Source organism: Ralstonia mannitolilytica, assembly GCF_000954135.1.
GTDB classification, from domain to species: Bacteria; Pseudomonadota; Gammaproteobacteria; order Burkholderiales; family Burkholderiaceae; genus Ralstonia; species Ralstonia mannitolilytica.
The window spans coordinates 16,246-34,510 of sequence record NZ_CP010799.1; the positions used below are offsets into that span (position 1 = coordinate 16,246).

Here is an 18,265-nt window from a genome sequence, read left to right on the forward strand (position 1 = left end):
AGCTCAGGCCGACTTCCCGCGCGCCGAACGCGTGCTGCGCGCCGCCGCCCGCTTGCCGAGCCACGCCGAGCGCAGCGGCGAGGGCTCCGGGGCCAGCGCCAGCGTGAACTGCGGCGTCGCATCGGTGGCCAGCTTCACGTTCAGCTGCATCAGCTCGTCGCGGCGGAACACGTGCACGGGGACGGTGTCGCCGGCGCGGTAGCGCGTCAGGGTCTTGTCGAGCTGGCCCGCCGGCACCCGCAGGCCGTCGACTGCGACGATCAGATCGCCGGCCGACAGGCCGCCGCGCTGCGCCGGGCCGCCGTCGAACACCTGCTGCAGCTTGACGAAGCCGTTTTCGACGCCCGCCTTGACGCCAAGCGCAAGCGCGGAATCCACCGCCTTGCGCGTCGCGCTGACGCCCATCGCCTTGAAGAGCGCCGGCAGCGGCAGGTCATCGCGGCCTTCGGTGGCCTGGCGCACCAGCGTGCGCAGGCGCAGGCCGGTGATCTCTTCCATCAGGGCGATCAGCTCGGCTTCGGTCACGCCACGCTGCACATGGCCGGGCGCATAGAAATCGCGGCCGTAGGCGGCCCAGAGAGCGCGCATCACGTCGTCGAGCGAGCGTTCGCCGCCGGTCTGCGTGCGGATCGTCAGATCGAGCGCCAGCGCCACCAGCGAACCCTTGGTGTAGTAGCTGACGATGGCGTTGGGCGCGTTCTCGTCCTGCCGGTAGTACTTCGTCCACGCGTCGAACGAGCTCTCGGCCACGCTCTGCTTGAGGCGACCGCTGCCGCGCAGCACGCCATTCCATGTCTTGGCGATCATCTCGAGGTACTGCGCCTCGGAAATGAGCCCCGAGCGCACCAGCATCAGATCGTCGTAGTAGCTCGTGAAGCCCTCGAACAGCCACAGCAGCGGCGTGTGGACCTCGCGGTCGAGCGCATACGGCACGAAGGCCGCGGGCTTGATGCGCTTGACGTTCCAGGTGTGGAAATACTCGTGGCTGACGAGGCCGAGGAAGGTGCGGTAGCCCTCGGTGGTCTCGTCGCGGCCGACGACGGGCAGATCGTTGCGCGCGCACATGAGCGCGGTGCTGGAACGGTGCTCCAGCCCGCCATAGCCGTCGGTGGTGACCATCGTCATGAAGACGTAGCGGCGGTTGCTGTCGAGAAACGGCGCGGTGGCCGTCTGCGGCTCGAACAGGCGGATCTGCGCCTCACAGATGCGCTTGAAGTCGCGGGCAATGCGCTCCAGGTCGAGGTTCGGCACGCGGCCCGTGAAGACCGCGTCATGCTGCGCGCCGCACGCTTCGAACGACACCAGATCGAAGGTGCCCATCTCGACGGGATGGTCGATCAGTTCGTCGTAGTCGACGGCTTCGTACCAGCCGAAGCCGTAGCGCTTGGCCCCCGCCCTGCCGTTGATGCGGCCGCTGGCTTCGCGCAGCGCCGTGGCCACGCGCCAGCTGCGGTAGGCGTCTCCGGCGGGCGGCTGGATGTCGACCAGGCAGCGCTGCGCATCCGCGCCCTCGACGCGCAGGAACACCGACGTGCCGTTGAAGAAGCCATGCGTGGCATCGAGGTGTGCGGCCCGCACGGAGAGGTCCCAGGCGTAGACGTCGTACGACACCGTGAGCGGCCCGCTGCACGGAGCGGCCTGCCAGCTGTGCTTGTCCAGCTTGGTGAGCCGCACCGGCTTGTCGCCGGACGACGCCTCGATGCGCACGATGTTGCGCGCGAACTCGCGGATCATATAGCTGCCCGGAATCCACGCCGGCAGCGAGAAGCGCTGGCCCCGGCCGTCAGGCGAATCGACCGTGACCGTGACGGTGAACACGTGCGCCTCGGGCGCGCTCGGAACGATGGTGTAGCGGATCGGCTTCATGGCGAGCATTGTAGCGTTGCCGCCCCATGTTACCGACGGCCACCGCGCGCAAATCGTCCGCGAATCGGCCTATCGATTGACGTCGACGACCACGCGCCCGCGCATCTTGCCGGCCATGATGTCGTGCGCCGCGTCGATGGCGCCCGAGAGCGTCACCTCGCGCGTGATGGCAGCGAGGCGGTCGCGCAGCAGGTCGACGGCCAGGCGCTCCCACGCGGCCTGGCGCAGGGCGCGCGGCGCCATCACGCTGTCGATGCCGCACAGCGTCACGCCGCGCAGGATGAAGGGGGCGACGGTGGCCGGAAAATCCATGCCTTGCGCCAGCCCGCACGCGGTGACCACGCCGCCGTAGCGCACCTGCGCGCACGCGTTGGCGAGCGTGTGCGAGCCCACCGAATCGACCACAGCGGCCCAGCGCTCCTTCTGCAGCGGCTTGCCGGGCGCGGACAGTTCCGCGCGGTCGATCACGTCGGTCGCGCCCAGCGCCCGCAGAAAATCGGCCTCGCCCGTCTTGCCCGTGGAGGCCACCACGCGATAGCCGAGCTTGCCCAGCAGCGCGATGGCGATCGACCCCACGCCGCCCGACGCACCCGTCACCAGCACCTCGCCGTCGCCCGGCTTCACACCGGCGCGCTCGAGCGCCAGCACGGACAGCATCGCCGTGTAGCCCGCCGTGCCGATCGCCATGGCCTGGCGCGCATCGAGCCCCGCCGGCAGCGCCACCAGCCAGTCGCCCGACAGGCGCGCCTGCTGCGCGAGGCAGCCCCAGTGCGTCTCGCCGACGCCCCAGCCGTTGAGGATGACCGCATCCCCCGTCCGCCAATCCGGATGCGACGACTCCAGGACGACGCCAGCGCCGTCGATGCCCGCCACCATCGGCCACTTGCGCACGACCGGCCCCTTGCCCGTGATGGCCAGGCCGTCCTTGTAGTTGATGGTCGACCAGTCCACGCGGATGAGCACGTCGCCGGCCGTCACCTCGTTGGCGCGCGCCTCTGGCGTGGACAACGCCGCGTCGTCGAGGTCAACGATATGGGCCAGCGGCCCGCCGTCCTGCTTTTCCAGCATCAGGGCGCGAAACGACATGTCGGTCTCCCAGCGTGTTGTGAATGCAAATGCCCAAAGAAAAAGCGCCGGACGAAACCGGCGCTCTTTGCGGCATGGCTTACGACTTCTTCAGCGCGGCGAACTTGCGCTCCAGCGTGGCCGCGTCGATCAGGCCCGGCGCGCGCGAGCCATCCGGGAAGATGATCGCCGGCGTGCCGGTCACGTTCAGCTGCTGCCCGAGCTTCAGGTTGGCCTCGAGCGGCGTGTCGCAGGTGCCCGTGCCGCCCGGCGCGGTCTTGGCCGTCATCCACTCGCGCCAGGCCTTGGCGCGGTCGGCCGAGCACCAGATCTGCTTGGCCTTGGTGTTCGAGTCTTCCGACAGGATCGGGAAGAGGAAGGTGTAGACCGTGATGTTGTCGACCTGCGTGAGCATCTGCTCGAGCTTGTGGCAGTACGGGCAGTTCGGATCGGAGAACACGGCGATCTTGCGCGAGCCATTGCCCTTGACCCACTTCACGGCGCGGTCCAGCGGCAGGTCCGACCACTTCACGCGGTTCAGCTCGGCCAGGCGCTCCTGGGTGATGTTGGTGGCGGTCTGCGTGTCGAGCAGGTCTCCGTTGAGCACGTAGCGGCCGGTGGCATCGGTGTAGATCACCTGGCTGCCGAGGTTCACTTCGTACAGTCCCGCCAGCGGCGACTTGGCCACGCTCTTGATCTCCACGTTGGAGCCCAGCGCCTTCTGCACGGTGGCCTTGACCTTGTCCAATGCGGGCTCGGCGGCACCGGCGCTCAATACGTAACTCGCGCCAATGGCCGCCACAGCCACCGCAGAGGCGATGGCCGCCACCCGAATACGAAACGACATAAAAGCTCCTGAAACCCCGAGAAATCGCACCAGAGGCTGCTGACTCAACCCAGCGCGTGCTTGATCAACAAGCGTTTGATGAATGGCGTCATCCCGACCAGCGCCATGCCCGCGTTGCGTACCGTGCGGGGCAGCGCGCCGGGCAGGGCGAACAGCCGATGCAGGCCGTCCGTGGCGGCCGTGAGCGAGAGCAGGTCTTCGCGGCGGGCACGCTCGTAACGGCGCAGCAACCTCAGATCGCCATGATCGCGCATGGTTTCCCGTTCGGCCATCACACGGCCGATTTCGGCCACATCCCTGAGGCCGAGGTTCATGCCCTGCCCGGCCAGCGGATGGATCACATGGGCCGCATCGCCCACCAGCGCCACGCGCGGCGCAACCAGCCTGCTGGCGTGCTGCAGCACAAGCGGAAAGCCTTGCGCCGGCGTGATGTTCGTCAGGCGCCCGAATCGCGCGGCCACGGCTCCGCCTGCGGCGGCCTCCACGGCCCGGCACAGCGCCTCGGGCGGCAGGGCCAGCAGTTCGCGGGCGTGCGCCTCATCGGCCGACCACACCATCGAGACCCGCCGATCGGGTAGCGGCAGCATGGCGAGGATCTCGCCGCGCGCTGGCATGGCGTCGCCTGCTGCGGCGGCCCGCTCGGCAGGGGTGCCGAGAAACCACTGCCAGGCGGTGTCCTGGTGCCAGTGCTCGGCCTGGAAGTTGGCCACCACGCCCAGCTGGCCGTACGGCTTGGCTTCGGCCTGGATGCCGGCCTGCTCGCGCACCCACGACTGCTTGCCGTCGGCGCCGATCACGCATTCGGCGCGAATCGGCTGTCCGTCTGCCAGCGTGAGGCGCACCGCGTCGGCGTCCATCTCGAAGCCGGTGGCGGCGTGCGGGAAGGTCTGCACGGTGTGCGCAAAGCGCAGCGCCGTCTCCAGCGCACGCTCGACCAGCGACGATTCAGCGATCCACGCCAGCTGCGGTGCGCCGGCTGCGTAGGCGGAAAAGTGCAGGTCGGCGTGGGCGTGCTCGCCGCGCGCGGCCGCGTCGTCGCCAAAGATGCGCATGTCGTGCACGGGCTGCACCCGTGTCATGTCGAGCGCGGGCCAGATGCGCAATTGCTCCAGCAGCGCCTGCGAACTGGCAGAGAACGCGTAGACGCGCGCGTCCCAGGCGTCCGGCCCCGCGGGAGCAGACGCCGGCGCCGGCGGCGCGACGTGCGCGACACGCAGGCCGATCTGCGCGAGCCGCAGCGCACACGCCCGCCCGACGATGCCGCCGCCGACCACGGCGATGTGGTACGCCACGGCGTCTTTGGCAGCCGCCCGGGAAGAGGAAAACGCGGGTGTATTCATGGTGGGCCGATTATAGCGGCGGGGGTGGGCCCGGCTTTGCTGGCGCGCAAATGCGTCGCGGCAGCCGTTTGACGGGCTGCCGCGGGATCGGCGCAAGTCAGAGCGATTGGCCCGCCGGCTAGTAGTAGGACACCGCCGCGTAGGCCTGGCGCACGCCGATGGCGCGGCGCTCGCCGCTGGCCAGGCGCATCAGTTCGTCCTGCCGCGGGCAGACGAGCGCACGCACGCGGGCGTCGTTGGCAAGGATGCGCATCATCAGGTCGCGCTTGCGGCGGACGTCTTCCACCGACAGGGCCGGACGCCGCGCGTGGCCCAGGCGCTCCATGTGGGCGGCGCATTCGCGTTCGAGCCGGCTCACCTCTTCCCAGTCGGCGCGCTCGGCTGCGTCGACCATGTCTTCGGACAGGCCGGCGATGGCTTCGTAGCAGGCGAACATGCCGGCGCTCTCGGAAACCGCGGGGGTCGGGTGGATGCGGCCGGTCGAGGTGGTGGTGGCGACGGTCCAGGACATGCTGTGCTCCAGAGGCGTATTGTTGTTCTGGAGCGAGGCAGTGCAATAGGTGTGCCTGGCCTCAAACGCGGTCGCTCCGCTTGGGGCCGGAAGGGCCGTCAGGCCTTGTCGGACTTGGCTACGCGCGATATGGGGCGGCCATGCAACTGCTGGGCCGCCCCCCCGAAAGACCATCGCCAGGTGCGAAGTTGTTACGTCGATGGAACGTAACGCGTAACGGCTTCGTAACGCGCACATCACCCGTGGCAAGCGCGGCCCGGCACCATGAAAGCGGGCGTAGGCAACGCCCCTACGGCGGTCTGACCGGAGCCGGACCGGTTACAATCACGCCTTTCCGTGAACGACGCGCGCAGCCCCGGTTCCGCTGTGCTGGCGCCTCCCCCAGCGTCACGCAACCCCTTGATTTAGAGCCTTTTTCACCATGAGCCTCCAATGCGGCATCGTCGGTCTGCCCAACGTCGGCAAGTCGACCCTGTTCAATGCCCTGACCAAAGCCGGCATCGCCGCCGAGAACTACCCGTTCTGCACGATCGAACCCAACGTGGGCGTGGTGGAAGTACCTGACGCCCGCCTGCAGGCGCTGGCCGAGATCGTCAAGCCGGAGCGCGTGCTGCCGGCAGTCGTCGAGTTCGTCGACATCGCGGGCCTGGTGGCGGGCGCATCCAAGGGCGAAGGCCTGGGCAACCAGTTCCTCGCCAACATCCGCGAAACCGACGCCATCACGCACGTCGTGCGCTGCTTTGAAGACGAGAACGTCGTGCACGTGGCGGGCAAGGTCGACCCCATCGCCGATATCGAAGTCATCAACACCGAACTGGCCCTCGCTGACCTGGGTACGGTCGAAAAGGCCCTGCAGCGCTACACCAAGGCCGCCAAGTCGGGCAATGACAAGGAAGCCGCCAAGCTGGTTGCCGTGCTGGAAAAGGCGCAAAAGGTGCTCGACGAGGCCAAGGCCGTGCGCACGCTGAGCCTGACCGACGAGGAATGGGCGCTGCTCAAGCCGCTGTGCCTGATCACCGCCAAGCCGACGATGTATGTGGCCAACGTCAAGGACGACGGCTTCGAGAACAACCCGCACCTCGACGCCGTGCGGGCCTACGCCGCCCAGACGAACTCGCCCGTGGTGGCGGTGTGTGCGGCCATCGAAGCGGAAATCGCCGATCTGGACGACGCCGACAAGGCCGAATTCCTCGCCGACATGGGCATGGACGAACCGGGCCTGAACCGCGTGATCCGCGCGGCCTTCAAGCTGCTCGGCCTGCAGACCTACTTCACGGCCGGCGTGAAGGAAGTGCGCGCCTGGACGATCCACATCGGCGACACGGCCCCGCGCGCCGCGGCGGCCATCCACACCGACTTCGAGCGCGGCTTCATCCGCGCACAGACCATCGCCTACGACGACTTCATCCAGTACAAGGGCGAACAGGGCGCCAAGGAAGCCGGCAAGATGCGCGCGGAAGGCAAAGACTACATCGTCAAGGATGGCGATGTGCTGCACTTCCTGTTCAACGTCTGACCAGGCGAGCGCAACGACAAAGCCCCGCAATGCGGGGCTTTTTTCATGGGCTGCCCGAAACGCCGGCGGGCGGTTTTCAGCGGAGTTCAGCGCCCTTCAGTTCAGGGATGAGGAAGAACGTCGCCAGCATGTCGAGCACGTAGATGCCGGCCAGCAGCGCGATCGCCACCTGGAACGAATACGCGGACGCCAGGCTGCCGATCGCGATCGGCCCGAATCCGCCGATGGCGCGGCCGATGTTGAACAGCACGTTCTGCGCGGTGGCGCGGGCGGCTGTCGGATAGGCCTCGGAGATCAGCGCGCCGTAGCCGCCGATCATGCCGTTGACGAACAGGCCCATGACGGCACCGGCCCACAGCATCGCGACGGGATCGTTCAGCCGCGCGTAGGTCAACACCATGGCCACGGCACCGGACTGGAAGATCAGGAACGTCGGCTTGCGCCCGATGCGGTCGGCGAGATGGCCGAAGGCAAAGATGCCCACCATCATTCCGACGATCGTGACGGAGGTCCACAACGCCGACTTGGTCAGCGAGAAACCGAGCGTCTTGCCGAGGTACGTCGGCATCCAGATCATGATGCCGTAGTAGCCGAAGTTCTGGACGGCGCAGAGGACGACGATGCCCGCGCTGGTGCGCGTGGTGCGCGCATCGGCCACCAGCAGCCTGAACGCGTTGCGCTTGCGGCCGGCGGTGTCGACGCGGCGCACAAACACCTCGGGTTCGTGCAGCGTCTTGCGGACGAGCCAGGCCACCAGCGCGGGCGCCATGCCCAGCACGAACATGCCGCGCCAGCCGATCAGCGGCAGCAGCAACGGCGTTAGCAGCGCGGCCAGCAGCACGCCCGCCTGCCAGCCCAGCGCCACATACGACGACACCCGCGCCCGCTTGTGCGCCGGCCATGCCTCCGCGGCCAGCGCCATGCCGATGCCGAATTCGCCGCCCAGGCCGATGCCGGCGATGGTGCGGTAGACGAGCAGATCGCTGAAACCCTGCGCGAAGGCGCACAGGCCGGTGAAGACGGCAAACAGCACGATCGTCCAGGTCAGCACGCGCACGCGGCCGTAGACGTCGCTGAGCGCCCCGAACACGATGCCGCCGGCCACGGCGCCGACCAGTGTCCAGGTCACCAGTGCGCCTGACTGGCTTGGCGACAACGCCAGTGCCGCGCTGATGGCCGGCAGCATGAAGCCAAGGATCAGGAGGTCGAAGCCGTCCATCGCATAGCCGATGGCCGAGCCTGCCAAGGCCTTCCAGGCGTAGGCCGAGCTCTGCGCCGGGAAAGGCGCCGACGCCCCGGACCCGGCGGCCGACACGCTTGCATTCGCTTCCATGCCCGGCCCCTTACAACACTCCGCGCGGCAAAGCGCGCGCGACAAACGCGATCGTCATCTCGTCCCCCGGCCCACGATATGGCTCCGCCCTGCCGGCCGAACGCCGGTCGCTGTGCGGTCGTCCACGGGCCTTGGGCAAAGGCGGTGATGATACTCCCGCGCGTTCGCCCGACGGGCGCAGCGGGTGCGCGGCAGACGTTACAACCCGAGCCGAGCCGGGGTCACTTTTTTACAAGGCCGTCCGATCGAAAGGCGCCCTTGCAGGCGCGCCGCGCCACCCCAAGCGCCGGAAAAACCCGGCAGGCACGACGATTGCTCGGCCCCTGCAAAGATGGATTGAACCTTGCTCGACATGCGGCATGCCGCGACCGTGGGTCTGCATGGTCGGCCCGGCGCTTCCCTTCCCCAGAACATGAGTTTGCATTCGCCCCTGATCGCCGATGTCGATGCCGTGCACGGCACCGGCCTTGAGGCCACGATCCAACCGCGCGGCGTCCTGCTGTGCCTGTCCGAGCCCGACCTGCAGATCTGCCAGGTGAGCGCGAACCTGGAGGCGGCGCTGGATACGGCGGTGCAGTCGGCGTTGCAGGCGCCGGTCGAGCTCGTGATCGGCATGGCCGGCCGCGAGGCACTGGAGCGCGCCCTGACCATGCACAGCGTGGACGATCACCCGCTCTACTTCGGCACCGTGCATACGCCGCGCGGGCAGGTGCTCGATGCCGTGGTGCATCGGCACAAGGGCGTGCTGATCCTGGAGCTGGAGCCTGCGTCGCATGCCGCCGCCGGGGCGTTTGCGTCGATGTATCCGCTGGTACGCACCTTCGTGAGCAGCCTGCAGGCGGTCAGCAGTGTCGATACGGTGGCGGAACTGGCGGCGCGCGAAGTCCATCGACTGACCCACTTCGGGCGCGTGGTGGTGTGCCGCCTCGAGGGCGATGGCGCCCTGCGGGTGCTGGCCGAGGCGCGGGACGCGGCCATCGGCTCGCTGCTCGGCGCGCACCTGCCCATCAGCGACGTGTCGCCGGACGTGCCCGCGCTGCATGGGCGCAATCCACTGCGGCTCGTGGCCGACGTCCACGAGGCCCCCGTGGGCCTGGTGCCGCCGCTGAACCCGTTGACCGAGGCGCCCACCGATCTGACATATGTGGCGCTGCGCGGGGCCTCCCCGGCGGAGCGCGACGCGATGCGGCGCGTGGGCGCAGCCGCGTCGCTCACGCTGGCACTGACGGTGCGCGGCCAACTCTGGGGCGTGATCGCCTGCCACCACGCACGGCCGTGCCCACTCTCGTTCGAAGTCCGCACGGCGTGCGAGCACCTGGCGCAGATCCTGGCGCTGCAGATCGAGGCCAAGGAAGACCGCGCCGAGATCGCCCACCGGCTGGAGCTGCGCCGCATCCTCGTGCGGCTGCTGGCCGCCATGACGGATCGCGAGAACTTCCAGGACGGCCTGCTGGAACACCCGAGCGACCTGCTGCGCTTTGCCTCAGCCAACAGCGCGGCCATCGTCCGCCGCGACGAATGCGTGCGCGTGGGCGCGGCGCCCGATGCGCAGAGCATCCTGCGGCTGACCGAATGGCTTGCGCGCGAACACCCCGGCGAGATCTTCCACACGGACCGCCTGGCCGCCCTGTATCCCGACGGCGCCGCCCTGCTGCCGCAGGCCAGCGGGGTGCTGGCGGTCCAGGTGTCGCAGCTGCATCGTCACTATGTGCTGTGGTTCCGCACCGAGGCGCCGCACAGCGTGCCCAGCCCGGCCGGTCCGCTCGAAGGGGCCGACGACGCGCACGACGCAGATGCCGAGATCGCGGCCGCCCCCGCCTCCGTAGAGCCGCGGCGCAGGCAGGTCGCCCGCGCATCGCGCCCATGGCGCACGAGCGAAGTGGAAACCGCCGCCGAGTTCCGCTACGCGGTGCTCAACATCGTGCTGCGCCGCGCCGAGGAAGCGGCCGAACTGGCCGGCGAGCTGCGCCGCGCCAACCACGAGCTCGAAGCGTTCTCGTATTCGGTGTCGCACGACCTGCGCGCGCCGCTGCGCCACATCGCCGGCTATGCAGAACTGCTGGACGAGACCGAGGGCGACCACGTCTCTGCGCGCGGCCGGCACTTCCTGCAGACGATCTCGGAGTCGTCGCGCTTTGCCGGCAAGCTCGTCGACGATCTGCTCACGTTCTCGCAAATGGGCCGCGGTGCGCTGCGGCTGGCCGACGTCGACCTCACGCAACTGATGCGCGGCATCGCGCGCGACGTGTCGGCCGACCAGCAAGGCCGCCACATCGAATGGCACATCGCCGCACTGCCCGTGGTGCGCGCCGACCCCGCCTTCCTCCAGCTGGCCGTGCGCAACCTGCTCTCCAACGCCGTGAAGTACACGCGCGACCGCAATCCGGCCCGCATCCGGATCGAGGCCGAAGACACGCCCACCGAAACCGTCGTACGCATCGCCGACAACGGCGTGGGCTTTTCGATGGAATACGTCGACAAGCTGTTCGGTGTGTTCCAGCGGCTGCACCGGATGGACGAGTTCGAGGGCACGGGCATCGGCCTGGCGAACGTCCGGCGCATCATCGAGCGCCACGGAGGCCGCACCTGGGCCGAAGGCGAGCTCGACCGCGGCGCCACGTTCTATTTCACCCTGCCCCGCACGCCCGAGCCGCACGAGGCCGCAGAGCCGGGCGCCGGGCGGCCGTCTGTCCGCGGTCTCGCCTGACCGCCCGTTTCAAGCGCAACGCCATCATGCTCAAACCCATTTTGCTCGTTGAAGACAACCCGAACGATCTGGAGCTGACCCTGCTGGCCCTTGAGCGCAGCCAGCTCGCCAACGACGTGGTTGTCGCCCGTGACGGCGCCGAAGCGCTGGACTATCTCCATGCGCGCGGTGCCCATGCCAGCCGTGTGCCCGGGAACCCGGCCGTGGTGCTGCTCGACCTGAAGCTGCCGAAGATCGACGGCCTCGAAGTGCTGGCCGAGATCCGGGCCGCGGCCGCGCTCAAGAGCCTGCCCGTCGTGATGCTCACGTCTTCGCGCGAAGAGACCGACCTGCTGCGCAGCTACGAACTGGGCGTGAACGCCTACGTCGTCAAGCCGGTCGAATTCCGCGCGTTTGTGGATGCCATTGCCGACCTCGGGGTATTCTGGGCGGTGCTCAACGAACCGCCGCCCGGCTCCACACGGGCGCGCCGTCCATTACAGGCGGCAGGCTAGCCGTCATTTCCGGAGCATCCGTTCTCATGCCCAACCTGCAACTGCTGCTGGTCGAAGACAACCCGCTCGATGCCGAACTCACGCGTGCACGGCTGGAGGCAGCCAACCTGCCCGCCGACACCGTCCTCGTCGACAACGAGACCGACTTCATCGCCCAGCTCAGCGCGCGCACGTTCGACGCCATCCTGGCCGACTACATGCTCCCGCAGTTCACTGGCGCCGAGGCGCTGGACATTGCGCGGCGCATGGCCCCGCAGACGCCGTTCATCTTCGTGTCGGGCGCGCTGGGCGAGGAACACGCCGTCGACATGCTCAAGCGCGGCGCCACCGACTACGTCATCAAGCAGCGCCTGCAACGCCTGCCGGTGGTACTGCTGCGCGCGCTGGCCGAAGCCGCCGAGCGCCGCCAGCGCATTGCCGCCGAAGCCGCGCTGCGCGAGACCGAGACGCACTTCCGCCTGCTCATCAACGCGCTCAAGGAGCATGCCGTGCTCTCGCTCGATCCGCAGGGCATCGTGCGCACCTGGAACGCGGCCTCGCACAGCATCCTGGGCTACGCGCGTGAAGACATCCTCGGCAAGTCGGCCGAGATCCTGTACCCGCAGGCCGCGCGCGAGGCGGGCGACTTCCAGCGCAAGCTCGAGCGCGTGCGCCGCGAGGGCAGCCTCACCGACGACCGCTGGATGCTGCGCAAGGACGGCACGCCGTTCTACGCATCGAGCGTGGTCACCGCGATCCATAACGAGAACGGGCAGCTGATCGGCTTTTCGAAGATCATCCGCGATGCCACCGAGGAACGCGTGGCGGCCGACACGCTGCGCCGCGCCAAGGAAGAAGCCGAGACGGCCAACCACGCCAAGGACCACTTCCTCGCCGTGCTGTCGCACGAACTGCGCACGCCGCTCACGCCCATCCTCACGGCCGTGCACCTGCTGGAACTGCGCCAGGACCTGCCCCAGTACGTGGTCGCCCAGCTGGAGGTGATCCGGCGCAACGCCGAGCTCGAAGCCCGCCTGATCGACGACCTGCTCGACATCACCGGCATCTCGCGCGGCAAGCTGGCCGTGAGCTTTGCGCCGGTCGACCTGTATGCGTTGCTCGAGAGCACGCTCGACATGTCGCGCAACGACATGCAGAGCAAGCGGCTGTCGCTCAAGACGCGCTTCGAGGCCAGCCGCAGCCGCCTCTTCGCCGACGGCGCGCGCATTCAGCAGGTGATCTGGAACCTTGTGCGCAACGCGGTCAAGTTCACGCCCGAGGGCGGCGCCATCGAAGTGCGCGTGTGGAATCCGGGCCCGACGACCATCGCCGTGGCGGTCAAGGACAACGGCATCGGCATCGAGCCCGAAGCGCTGCCGCGCATCTTCTCCGCGTTCGAGCAGGCCGACGCGTCGATCACGCAGCGTTTTGGCGGCCTGGGCCTGGGCCTGGCGATCGCGCATGCGCTGGTGCAGAAGCACGAGGGCTCGCTGACCGCCGAAAGCGCCGGCCGCCATCAGGGCGCGACCTTCACGCTCACGCTGCCGCTTGCCGCCGCAACCGCAGAGCCGGAAACGCCGCCCGCTCCACCCATGCCGCGTCCGCAGCCCACGCGGGGGCTGCACGTGCTGCTGGTGGAAGACAACGTCGACACCGCCGAAGCCATGTCGCAGATGCTGGAGATCCTGGGCCACACCGTCACCGTGGCCAACGGCGCGCGCACGGCCATGCAGGCGGCGGAATCGGGCACCTTCGACCTGCTCATCAGCGACATCGGCCTGCCGGACGGCAGCGGCCTGGACGTGGTGGGCGTTTTTGCCGAACGGCAGGCCGCGCCGTCCATCGCCATCACGGGGTACGGCATGGAAGATGACATCGCGCGCTGCCGCGAGGCCGGCTTCACAGACCACCTGACCAAGCCGGTGGACTTCAAGCGCCTGGAGGCGCTGCTGGCCGGCTATCTGGCCGCGCGCGATGCGCGGACCGCCGGCGCCCACGCGGGCTGACCGCGCAAGAATGCCGCACCGGGCACCGCCGCAGGCCCGGCCTTAGCGGCGCACGAGGCCCCACACCGCCGGCAGCAGCATGGCGCCCACCACGGCAGCCGTCCATGCCAGGATCTGGCCGTCGGCATACAGGTGGGCGAACTGGCCCCCGTAGTACCCGAGCAGCGCGCCGAGGGCACCCGTGCACAGCGCCGGCCGCCACCCCATCCGCCGCCCGCCCGCATGGGTGGGATGCAGCCAACGCGCCGCCGCGCCCACCGCCAGACCGATCCACAGCGGCCCAATCCACCCCATTTGCCTGTTCTCCGTATTGCCGGTTCGACTCAATTGGACGCGTACCTTAGCGCAGGACGGCACGGAAGGCCAACGGTCAGGCCAGGAGTGCCCCGCGTGATGCATAACCTACATTTGGCGCCGGGGCCTGGCGGCGTGCGCGCCGCGCCCTGCCGTGGCGGGGCCCCGGCGTTATAATTCTGCGTGCTCAAAATTTGTGCCGTTTCGTAAAACCGGCCGCCCCACATGCAGTTGCTCACCCTTGGAATCAATCACCACACAGCGCCGCTTTCCCTGCGCGAGAAGGTGGCGTTTCCGCTTGAGCAAGTGGGACCGGCGCTCGCCACCCTGCGCCAGCACCTGCCGCACCGCAAGCGCACCGCCGAAGCGGCCATCCTGTCCACCTGCAACCGCACCGAGCTCTACTGCGCCACCGACGGCAACCTGCCCGAAGACACCGCGCACGAGCACGCGATCCGCTGGTTGGCGCATCACCACAACATCGACGCCGCAGAGCTCGCCCCGCACGTGTATTCGCTGGGCCAGTCGCAGGCCGTGCGGCACGCGTTCCGCGTAGCCAGCGGGCTCGACTCGATGGTGCTGGGCGAGACGCAGATCCTCGGCCAGATGAAGGACGCCGTGCGCACCGCCACTGAAGCAGGCGCGCTCGGCACCTACCTGAATCAGCTGTTCCAACGCACCTTTGCGGTTGCCAAGGAGGTGCGCGGCACGACCGAGATCGGCGCGCACTCCGTATCGATGGCCGCCGCAGCCGTGCGCCTGGCGCAGCGCATCTTCGAGTCGATTGCCGAGCAACGCGTGCTGTTCATCGGCGCCGGCGAGATGATCGAACTGTGCGCCACCCACTTCGCCGCGCAGACGCCGCGCGAAGTGGTGATCGCCAACCGCACGCTCGAGCGCGGCGAAAAGCTGGCCGAAGCGCTGTCGAACCAGGGACTGAACGCCCGCGCCGTGCGCCTGGCCGAGCTGCCGACCAAGCTGGCCGAGTTCGACATCGTCGTCTCGTGCACGGCGAGCACACTGCCGATCATCGGCCTGGGCGCCGTGGAGCGCGCCATCAAGCAGCGGCGCCACCGCCCGATGTTCATGGTCGACCTGGCCGTGCCGCGCGATATCGAGCCGGAAGTCGCACGCCTGTCCGACGTGTTCCTCTATACCGTGGACGACCTCGGCGCCATCGTGCGCGAAGGCAATGCGCTGCGGCAGGCTGCGGTGGCGCAGGCCGAGGCCATCATCGAGACGCGCGTGCAGAACTTCATGCACTGGCTCGATGCGCGCAGCGTGGTGCCGGTGATCCGCGACCTGCACGCGCACGCTGAAACACTGCGCCAGGGCGAGCTGGAACGCGCCCAGCGCATGCTCGCGCGCGGCGACGATCCGGCGCAGGTACTGGAAGCGCTGTCGCACGCACTCACCAAGAAATTCCTCCACGGCCCGACGCACGCGCTGAACCACGCGCAGGGCGAAGGCCGCGAGCAGCTCATCGACCTGCTGCCGGCACTGTTCCGCCAGTCCAGCCACTCCGAACGCTAGCGGCGCTTCCTCGCATGCGCGCCGCTGCTGCGCGCTCCACATGGCGCGGTATCATCCGCGGCCCGCGCCGTCCGCCGCCTTCGGCACCTCTTTCGCGATTGCCCGAATGAAGCCCAGCATGCTGTCCAAGCTCGACCAACTGGCCGAGCGCACCGTCGAAATCAACGCGCTGCTCGCGCGCGAAGACGCCACCGCCAATCTCGACCAATACCGCAAGCTCACGCGCGAGCACGCCGAGCTCGAGCCCGTGGTTGCGCAGTACGCAGCGTGGAAGCAGGCCCAGGAAGACGTCGCCACCGCCCAGGAGCTGCTGGCCGATCCCGACATGAAGGCCTTTGCCGAAGACGAGATCCGGGCCGCGCGCGAACGGATGGCGTCGCTCGAAGGCGAACTGCAGCGCCTGCTGCTGCCGAAAGATCCGAACGACCACCGCAACATCTTCGTGGAAATCCGCGCCGGCACGGGCGGTGATGAATCGGCCCTCTTCGCCGGCGACCTGCTGCGCATGTACACGCGCTTTGCCGAACGCCAGCGCTGGCAGGTGGAGATCGTAAGCGAATCGCCGTCGGACCTCGGCGGCTACAAGGAAGTGATCGCCCGGCTGGTGGGCGAAGGCGCGTACTCGCGGCTGAAGTTCGAATCGGGCGGGCACCGCGTGCAGCGCGTGCCGGCCACCGAGGCACAGGGGCGCATCCATACGTCGGCCTGCACCGTGGCGATCATGCCCGAGGCCGATGCACTGGCCGACATTCAGATCAACCCGGCGGACCTGCGCATCGATACGTTCCGCGCGTCGGGCGCGGGCGGGCAGCACATCAACAAGACCGATTCCGCCGTGCGCATCACGCACCTGCCGACCGGCCTGGTGGTGGAGTGCCAGGACGACCGCAGCCAGCACCGCAACAAGGACCGCGCCATGCAGGTCCTGGCCGCGCGCCTGAAGGACCGCCAGGAGCGCGAGGCGCAGGCCAAGGAAGCGAGCGCGCGCAAGAGCCTGATCGGCTCGGGCGACCGCTCCGACCGCATCCGCACGTACAACTTTCCGCAAGGCCGCGTGACCGACCACCGCATCAACCTGACGCTGTACAAGATCGATGCGATCATGGACGGCGACCTCGATGAACTGCTCGGCGCGCTCGCTGCCGAGCATCAGGCGGAGCAGCTCGCCGCGCTGAGTGACGAGAACTGAGCCGGCGAATTGTTAAAAAGCGCCGGCCTCGTAACATCCGCTTGCGTTTGATACAGCTTTGCGCGGTGGCGTGACGTCCACCCGTTCCTATAATCGATCCGATCGCGCCGAGTGCGCCGCTGGTCGCATCCGGTGGCCTCCCATCCAGACAGGCGCGGCAACCACCACGACGATCAGGAGAATCGCAATGCGTACCCAACTGCTGGCCATCACTGTTGCCACCACCCTCGCACTCGGCCTGGCCGCCTGCGGCAAGAAGGACGATGCCGCCGACCAAGCCGCGAAGAGCGCGCTGGAACAATCGAAGGATGCGGCCAAGCAGGCGGTCGACAACGCCGGCACCGCCGTGAGCAAGGCCGCCGACGCCGCCAAGGTCGAGCTCTCGCAAGCCGCGTCGAATGCGCAGGTTTCGGCTTCGGGCGCGCTCGCCCAGGCGAAGGACGCCGCCAAGGAAGCCGCCGACAAGACGGCCGATGCCGCGAAGGTCGCCGCCGACAAGACCGCGGAAGCCACGAAGGAAGCGGCCAACAAGGTCAAGGACGCGACCAAGCAGTAAGCGCCGCGCCTGCTTGCGCACCGACCCGCTCGCGGGCCCGCGCCACATCGGCCGGGCCCGTGTTATTTTGTGCGCCCGATTGCTGCCCGTCCGTCCGCCGTGCCGTCTGCCCCGCTCATTCCGCCCGAATCCCTCGCCCGTGTGGCCGATGCGCTGGCCGCACTCGCGCGTGCGGGCTTGCCGGCGCTCGAGGCCCGCATGCTGGTATCGCACGTGACGGGCCTCTCGCGCGTGCAGCTCATTACGCAGGACGCCTGCGCAGTGGAAGACGCCGCCCGCCGCCGGATCAGCGAGCTGGCCACGCGGCGCCTGGCGGGCGAACCCATGGCGTACCTGCTCGGCGAGCGGGAGTTCTTCGGCCGGGTGTTCAGGGTGTCGCCGGCCGTGCTGATTCCACGCCCGGATACCGAAGTGCTGGTCGAACAGGCGCTGGACCGTCTCGAAGAACGCGACGCGCCCAGCGTGCTCGACATGGGCACCGGCAGCGGCATCATCGCCGTCACGATTGCGCTGGCACGGCCCGACGCGCGGGTATGGGCCACCGACGCCTCGGCCGAGGCCCTGGCGGTCGCAAGGGACAACGCACAGGCGCTGGGCGCACCGAACGTACAGACGGCGCTCGGCGATTGGTACGGCGCGCTCGCCGCAACCGACGCCCCGCCGGCATTCGACCTGATCGTCAGCAACCCACCCTACATTGCCGCGGCCGATGCGCACCTGGGCCAGGGCGACCTGCGCTTCGAACCGGCCGGCGCCCTCACCGACGACGGCGACGGCCTGCGCCATCTGCGCACGATCGTCGCGGGCGCGCCGGCACGCCTGGCGGCCGGAGCCTGGCTGCTGCTCGAGCACGGCTACGACCAGGGCGCGGTCGTGCGTGCGCTCTTGGCGGGGGCCGGTTTCGCCGACGTCTTCACCGTGCAGGATCTGGGCGGCCAGGACCGCTGCAGCGGCGGACAATGGCGGGCAGAGAACCGCGCCTGACGAACCCCGCTAAAATGAACGGGTTTTCCAATGTGGACGCGGCTG

The 18,265-nt window shown here is 68.8% G+C and carries 15 protein-coding genes; 8 read left to right on the forward strand and 7 right to left on the reverse strand.

All coding sequences use genetic code 11. The features are described from left to right. Positions 1 to 3: 3 nt before the first annotated feature. From TK49_RS00090 to TK49_RS00110, 5 genes are all read right to left on the reverse strand, one after another. Positions 4 to 1,866 carry a M61 family metallopeptidase gene (locus TK49_RS00090; protein ID WP_045787672.1) on the reverse strand — a complete coding sequence of 621 codons (1,863 nt, stop codon included), beginning with the start codon at positions 1,864 to 1,866 and terminating at the stop codon, positions 4 to 6. Between the two features lie 69 nt (positions 1,867 to 1,935). Beyond that, positions 1,936 to 2,952 carry an acrylyl-CoA reductase (NADPH) gene (gene acuI / locus TK49_RS00095; protein ID WP_045784945.1) on the reverse strand — a complete coding sequence of 339 codons (1,017 nt, stop codon included), beginning with the start codon at positions 2,950 to 2,952 and terminating at the stop codon, positions 1,936 to 1,938. Positions 2,953 to 3,031: 79 nt separating this feature from the next. Next, positions 3,032 to 3,778: a DsbC family protein gene (locus TK49_RS00100; protein ID WP_045784946.1), complete on the reverse strand. Its 747-nt coding sequence runs from the start codon at positions 3,776 to 3,778 to the stop codon at positions 3,032 to 3,034. Between the two features lie 44 nt (positions 3,779 to 3,822). Further along, complete coding sequence (locus TK49_RS00105; RefSeq protein ID WP_045784947.1) at positions 3,823 to 5,118, reverse strand: UbiH/UbiF family hydroxylase; 1,296 nt, start codon at positions 5,116 to 5,118, stop codon at positions 3,823 to 3,825. Positions 5,119 to 5,236: 118 nt separating this feature from the next. Next, on the reverse strand, positions 5,237 to 5,629 hold the full coding sequence (locus TK49_RS00110) for a flagellar protein FliT (RefSeq protein WP_045784948.1): 393 nt from the start codon (positions 5,627 to 5,629) through the stop codon (positions 5,237 to 5,239). A gap of 421 nt (positions 5,630 to 6,050) precedes the next feature. On the opposite strand from TK49_RS00110, the gene ychF reads away from it, so the two are divergent. Next, a complete protein-coding gene (ychF, locus tag TK49_RS00115) occupies positions 6,051 to 7,145 on the forward strand; it encodes a redox-regulated ATPase YchF (protein WP_045784949.1) in 1,095 nt (364 codons plus the stop codon). Between the two features lie 76 nt (positions 7,146 to 7,221). Here ychF and TK49_RS00120 read toward each other — a convergent pair whose 3' ends face one another. Next, entirely contained in the window at positions 7,222 to 8,478 is a 1,257-nt protein-coding gene (locus TK49_RS00120) for an MFS transporter (protein ID WP_045784950.1), read from the reverse strand. A 412-nt stretch (positions 8,479 to 8,890) separates the two neighbouring features. Between TK49_RS00120 and TK49_RS00125 the strand changes: the two genes are divergently transcribed. Genes TK49_RS00125 through TK49_RS00135 form a run of 3 tightly spaced genes read left to right on the forward strand, consistent with a single transcriptional unit; the run spans position 8,891 to position 13,664 of the window. Beyond that, positions 8,891 to 11,185, forward strand: a complete 2,295-nt coding sequence (locus TK49_RS00125) for an ATP-binding protein (RefSeq protein ID WP_045784951.1) — start codon at positions 8,891 to 8,893, stop codon at positions 11,183 to 11,185. A 26-nt stretch (positions 11,186 to 11,211) separates the two neighbouring features. After that, positions 11,212 to 11,679: a response regulator gene (locus TK49_RS00130; protein WP_045784952.1), complete on the forward strand. Its 468-nt coding sequence runs from the start codon at positions 11,212 to 11,214 to the stop codon at positions 11,677 to 11,679. 26 nt (positions 11,680 to 11,705) lie between these two features. Next, positions 11,706 to 13,664, forward strand: coding sequence for a response regulator (locus TK49_RS00135; RefSeq protein ID WP_045784953.1), 1,959 nt, complete (start codon positions 11,706 to 11,708; stop codon positions 13,662 to 13,664). A 42-nt stretch (positions 13,665 to 13,706) separates the two neighbouring features. Here the strand turns inward: TK49_RS00135 and TK49_RS00140 are convergent, their stop codons facing one another. Next, positions 13,707 to 13,958, reverse strand: a complete 252-nt coding sequence (locus tag TK49_RS00140) for a GlsB/YeaQ/YmgE family stress response membrane protein (RefSeq protein ID WP_045784954.1) — start codon at positions 13,956 to 13,958, stop codon at positions 13,707 to 13,709. A gap of 225 nt (positions 13,959 to 14,183) precedes the next feature. Here TK49_RS00140 and hemA point away from each other — a divergent pair, with 225 nt between their 5' ends. The 4 genes from hemA to prmC all read left to right on the forward strand — a co-directional run bounded on the left by hemA (position 14,184) and on the right by prmC (position 18,220). Beyond that, positions 14,184 to 15,491, forward strand: a complete 1,308-nt coding sequence (hemA, locus tag TK49_RS00145) for a glutamyl-tRNA reductase (protein ID WP_045784955.1) — start codon at positions 14,184 to 14,186, stop codon at positions 15,489 to 15,491. A 106-nt stretch (positions 15,492 to 15,597) separates the two neighbouring features. Further along, the gene (gene prfA / locus TK49_RS00150) at positions 15,598 to 16,680 is read left to right on the forward strand and encodes a peptide chain release factor 1 (protein WP_045787673.1); all 1,083 of its coding nucleotides are present in this window, start codon (positions 15,598 to 15,600) and stop codon (positions 16,678 to 16,680) included. Positions 16,681 to 16,867: 187 nt separating this feature from the next. Next, positions 16,868 to 17,236: a hypothetical protein gene (locus TK49_RS00155; protein WP_045784956.1), complete on the forward strand. Its 369-nt coding sequence runs from the start codon at positions 16,868 to 16,870 to the stop codon at positions 17,234 to 17,236. 99 nt (positions 17,237 to 17,335) lie between these two features. Beyond that, a complete protein-coding gene (gene prmC, locus TK49_RS00160; RefSeq protein WP_045784957.1) occupies positions 17,336 to 18,220 on the forward strand; it encodes a peptide chain release factor N(5)-glutamine methyltransferase in 885 nt (294 codons plus the stop codon). Positions 18,221 to 18,265 lie beyond the last annotated feature (45 nt).

Bases quoted from the DNA above. Each gene is read 5' to 3' on its own strand.
- TK49_RS00100 (WP_045784946.1), bottom strand. From the start codon at position 3,778: ATGTCGTTTCGTATTCGGGTGGCGGCCATCGCCTCTGCGGTGGCTGTG.
- TK49_RS00140 (WP_045784954.1), bottom strand. From the start codon at position 13,958: ATGGGGTGGATTGGGCCGCTGTGGATCGGTCTGGCGGTGGGCGCGGCG.
- TK49_RS00120 (WP_045784950.1), bottom strand. From the start codon at position 8,478: ATGGAAGCGAATGCAAGCGTGTCGGCCGCCGGGTCCGGGGCGTCGGCG.
- TK49_RS00155 (WP_045784956.1), top strand. From the start codon at position 16,868: ATGCGTACCCAACTGCTGGCCATCACTGTTGCCACCACCCTCGCACTC.
- hemA (WP_045784955.1), top strand. From the start codon at position 14,184: ATGCAGTTGCTCACCCTTGGAATCAATCACCACACAGCGCCGCTTTCC.
- prfA (WP_045787673.1), top strand. From the start codon at position 15,598: ATGAAGCCCAGCATGCTGTCCAAGCTCGACCAACTGGCCGAGCGCACC.
- TK49_RS00130 (WP_045784952.1), top strand. From the start codon at position 11,212: ATGCTCAAACCCATTTTGCTCGTTGAAGACAACCCGAACGATCTGGAG.
- TK49_RS00135 (WP_045784953.1), top strand. From the start codon at position 11,706: ATGCCCAACCTGCAACTGCTGCTGGTCGAAGACAACCCGCTCGATGCC.
- acuI (WP_045784945.1), bottom strand. From the start codon at position 2,952: ATGTCGTTTCGCGCCCTGATGCTGGAAAAGCAGGACGGCGGGCCGCTG.
- TK49_RS00105 (WP_045784947.1), bottom strand. From the start codon at position 5,118: ATGAATACACCCGCGTTTTCCTCTTCCCGGGCGGCTGCCAAAGACGCC.
- ychF (WP_045784949.1), top strand. From the start codon at position 6,051: ATGAGCCTCCAATGCGGCATCGTCGGTCTGCCCAACGTCGGCAAGTCG.
- TK49_RS00090 (WP_045787672.1), bottom strand. From the start codon at position 1,866: ATGAAGCCGATCCGCTACACCATCGTTCCGAGCGCGCCCGAGGCGCAC.
- TK49_RS00125 (WP_045784951.1), top strand. From the start codon at position 8,891: ATGAGTTTGCATTCGCCCCTGATCGCCGATGTCGATGCCGTGCACGGC.
- TK49_RS00110 (WP_045784948.1), bottom strand. From the start codon at position 5,629: ATGTCCTGGACCGTCGCCACCACCACCTCGACCGGCCGCATCCACCCG.